The organism is Muribaculum sp. (assembly GCF_029051885.1).
Lineage (GTDB): Bacteria > Bacteroidota > Bacteroidia > Bacteroidales > Muribaculaceae > Muribaculum.
The window spans coordinates 1-3,572 of sequence record NZ_JAIDKI010000048.1; the positions used below are offsets into that span (position 1 = coordinate 1).

A 3,572-nucleotide genomic window follows, 5' to 3' on the forward strand; every position below is an offset into this window, starting at 1 on the left:
GTATGGTAGCTACCGCTAAATCATTGCGCACCAGGTCCTGGAAATGGTGGGGCGAGGTATTCGGGGCTACGGCTCTTACATGGACATCGCGCTATCTTGTGGTCAATGCCCTTTTCCTTGGATTTGTTCCTGCCGCCAATCAGCTGGTGGTATTTGCGCGTCAGTTTGTCGTGTGGGTAGTGCTCATGGTGAGTCCGACTCCTGGAGGCAGCGGAGTCAGCGAGTGGCTTTTTACCGAATATTATGGTGATATGCTCGGCAATGCCTCTGTTGCGCTCATTATAGCTCTGTTCTGGCGTATCATCACATATTATGTATATCTGATTGTCGGTGTGTTTCTTGCTCCCTCGATGCTAAGCGGCCGTACGGCACGTCCTGTTGTCTCCGACCCGGAAATACCCATAGACTCCGCCGCTACAGATTCCAACCTGAAAAATAAACAAGACGACCGTACTGCGGCCGAAAAATGATATATTCTTTCCCATGACTACATTTATAGGAATAATACCTGCGCGATATGCATCATCGCGTTTTCCCGGTAAACCATTGGCCGATATATGCGGCATGACCATGATAGAGCGTGTATATCGACAGGCTTCGAAAGAGCTCGACGAGGTCATCGTAGCTACCGACGACGAAAGAATCGCAGATGCCGTCAAGGCATTCGGCGGAAATGTGGTAATGACATCTGATACCCATCGGAGCGGTACCGACCGTTGCTGTGAGGCCTACCATAAATCCGGGTCAAAGGCCGATGTGATTATAAACATCCAGGGCGACGAGCCCTTTATTGACCCATGTCAGATTGCCTCGCTGAAGCAATGTTTTGATTCCGAAAGCACCGACATCGCTACGCTTGTACGCCCGTTTGACCGTAATGGCAGTTATGAGGTTCTGGCCGACCCTAATCGCCCGAAAGTAGTAGTTGCCGATGATATGTCGGCTATATATTTCAGTCGCTCCGTAATCCCGTATCTTCGCAATTATCCTCGCGAGGAGTGGCCGTCGCGAGCACAGTATTACACTCATGTAGGTATGTATGCTTACCGTGCGGCGGTGCTTGACAATATCACTACTCTTCCGCAGAGTACTCTTGAAATTGCCGAGTCGCTCGAACAGCTGAGGTGGCTTCAGGCGGGCTACTGTATAAAAGTAGGCCTTACCGAGTGTCCTACTATTGGCATTGATACCCCTGAGGATTTATGCCATGCCATCGAGTTCTGCAAATCTATTGAGTCCTGACAGCGCCATGCTTGATCGTATTACACCGCCTGAAGTGCGGCCGTTCGGACATCTGTCATTGCCCCCGATGGAGCGCATCGCGCTTGACAACGGCATTGTGCTTAATGTTTATGACCATTCTTTTCAGGACGTCAGTGAGTTGATGCTTCTTACTCCCGGAGGGGTAGTGGATGCTATGGGGTCGCCTGTAGCATCAATGCTGGTGCCGGTGATGCTCGACGGCTCCAGAATGTATCCCGGTGGGGAGCTTTCTGACATTTTGGACTTTAACGGCGCTAAGGTATTACCGTCTGTGTCTGACCATTTTACCGGAGTATCCCTTAGAATGCTTAATTCGCATTGGGAGAAACTGCTGCCGGTATATGCCGACATGATTTTTTCTCCGCAGCTTGACGACCATGCGGTAGACACCTGTCGGCATCGTATGGCGCAGAGTGCAGCCATTGCCATGCAGCGTGTGGAGTATAAGGCCCAGAAGGCTGTGCGTGAACTTGCCTACGGTGCTGACCATCCCAAGGCTGTCATGGATACGCCTCAGAGTGTCGAGGCAGTTTCAAGAGAGGAATTCCTCAAGTGGCATAACCGCATATTCTCCTGTAATCTTTCAGGAGCAGAACTGTTTCTGTCGGGGCGTGTCACGGCGCCTATGATTGATGGGATTAACCGCATATTCGGCTCTGTGGCTGTGGACTCTGAAAGTGTGACGCCACCTTATATCCGGCCTTTTGACACTATAGCTCCGTCTTACCGCTTTGTCGAAAGCCAGGGGGCATTGCAGAGTGCTATCCGGCTGGCTATACCGTCGATACCGCGCACGCATCCTGATTATATCATGCTTCGGTGTGCAGTAGTGGCGCTTGGCGGCTATTTCGGCAGCCGCTTGATGTCCAACATCCGTGAAGACAAAGGGTATACATATGGTATCCAGGCCGGGCTTCTGGGTTCGCCGGAAGGTACGGTGATGCTTGTTCAGACTTCGGCCGACAATGCATATGCCGAGGCTGTTGTCGACGAAATCAGAAACGAGATACGGAGACTCCATTCCGGTGATTTTACTGACGAGGAGATGAATCGTTTACGGCAATATCTGATGAGTATGCTTGCACAACATCTCGATACCGCGTTTTCAATATCCGCGTGTCATGTGACAGAGAGAATCTCTTTTACCGGACCCGATTATTTCTCCCGACAGGTTGGTGTAATATCATCCATGACTCCCGATGCTCTTTGTGATGTGGCGCGCCGGCATCTTCCGCTGGATAAGGAGATTGTGGTAATCGCCGGCAGCAAGGTGTAGTACAACCGAAATAAATGTTAAATATTGCTGTTAAGTGTGTTAAATGTCGCTCTCCTTTGACTTTTACAGCAGAATTCGTTATTTTTGGACGTTATTGTATTATAAGCAAGTAAACATTTATTTTATATTTCCGGCGGGAGGATTCTTGATTGATTTTTCCTCAATGAGGAAGGAGTGTAGCGAGCTACATGACTGACGAAGAAATGGAAAAGCTGCAAAAAAACTTCGACTGAAATATAGAGTTACTAAAGTAATCATATGCGTAATAATTTTTACGACTTACTTGCTGACAGTATTTTTAAACTATTGCCATATGCAATAGTCTAATGATTAGATTTGTTCAAAAGGAGAATTAGAATTATGAAAATAACGAAAGCATTTCTCACCGCATTTCTCTGTGGCGCCGCGGCAACTGCTTCGGCGCAGGGATATTACGATGATGATATCTATTATGACGCCTCAAAGGATACAAAAGCCAAAGCGGAAATCGCTGCACATAAGAAAGCCGTAGAGGAAGAGCGTATTCGTCAGCAGCAACAGTATGAGGCCGAGATGGCATATTGGCGTTCGCTTGCCAATCAGCAGAGCACCTATAATCCCAATCTTGGGGGTGGCGATTATGCTGCGGCCGATACCTATGCCTTGCCCGGTACGGGTTCGGCACGTAATGTAGATGAGTACAATCGTCGTGGTAAGTATGCTTCCTCTTCACAGGTCGGTGATACTACTGCTGTAGGCGATGATTTTGCCTATACACGGCGTATAGAGCGTTTCCATAATGGTGATATTATCGCCAACGTAAAGGACCCCGAGCTCGTGGATTACTACTATTCTTCAGCGGCATCGCAGCCTGATATTAACATATATCTTGTAAACTCAGGATGGAATTCCTGGGGATGGGGTCCGTCGTGGTATGATCCATGGTGGCCATCATCGCCATATTGGGCCTGGAATTACTGGGGCCCGTCGTGGTCGTTTGGCTGGAACTCATGGTGGGGTCCATCGTGGTCATGGGGTTGGGGCGGTCCCGGAT

The 3,572-nt window shown here is 49.1% G+C and carries 3 protein-coding genes and 1 pseudogene; all 4 read left to right on the top strand.

Annotated elements, in window-relative coordinates; all coding sequences use genetic code 11:
* A partial coding sequence (locus K2I50_RS02165) for a lysylphosphatidylglycerol synthase transmembrane domain-containing protein (RefSeq protein ID WP_301024610.1) occupies positions 1–470 on the top strand: 470 nt, incomplete at its 5' end.
* Positions 471–483: 13 nt separating this feature from the next.
* Complete coding sequence (kdsB, locus tag K2I50_RS02170; RefSeq protein WP_301024611.1) at positions 484–1,242, top strand: 3-deoxy-manno-octulosonate cytidylyltransferase; 759 nt, start codon at positions 484–486, stop codon at positions 1,240–1,242.
* Between the two features lie 7 nt (positions 1,243–1,249).
* Positions 1,250–2,539, top strand: coding sequence for a M16 family metallopeptidase (locus tag K2I50_RS02175; protein ID WP_301024612.1), 1,290 nt, complete (start codon positions 1,250–1,252; stop codon positions 2,537–2,539).
* Positions 2,540–2,899: 360 nt separating this feature from the next.
* Positions 2,900–3,572 (top strand): annotated as a pseudogene (locus tag K2I50_RS02180) (hypothetical protein); the annotation flags it as partial.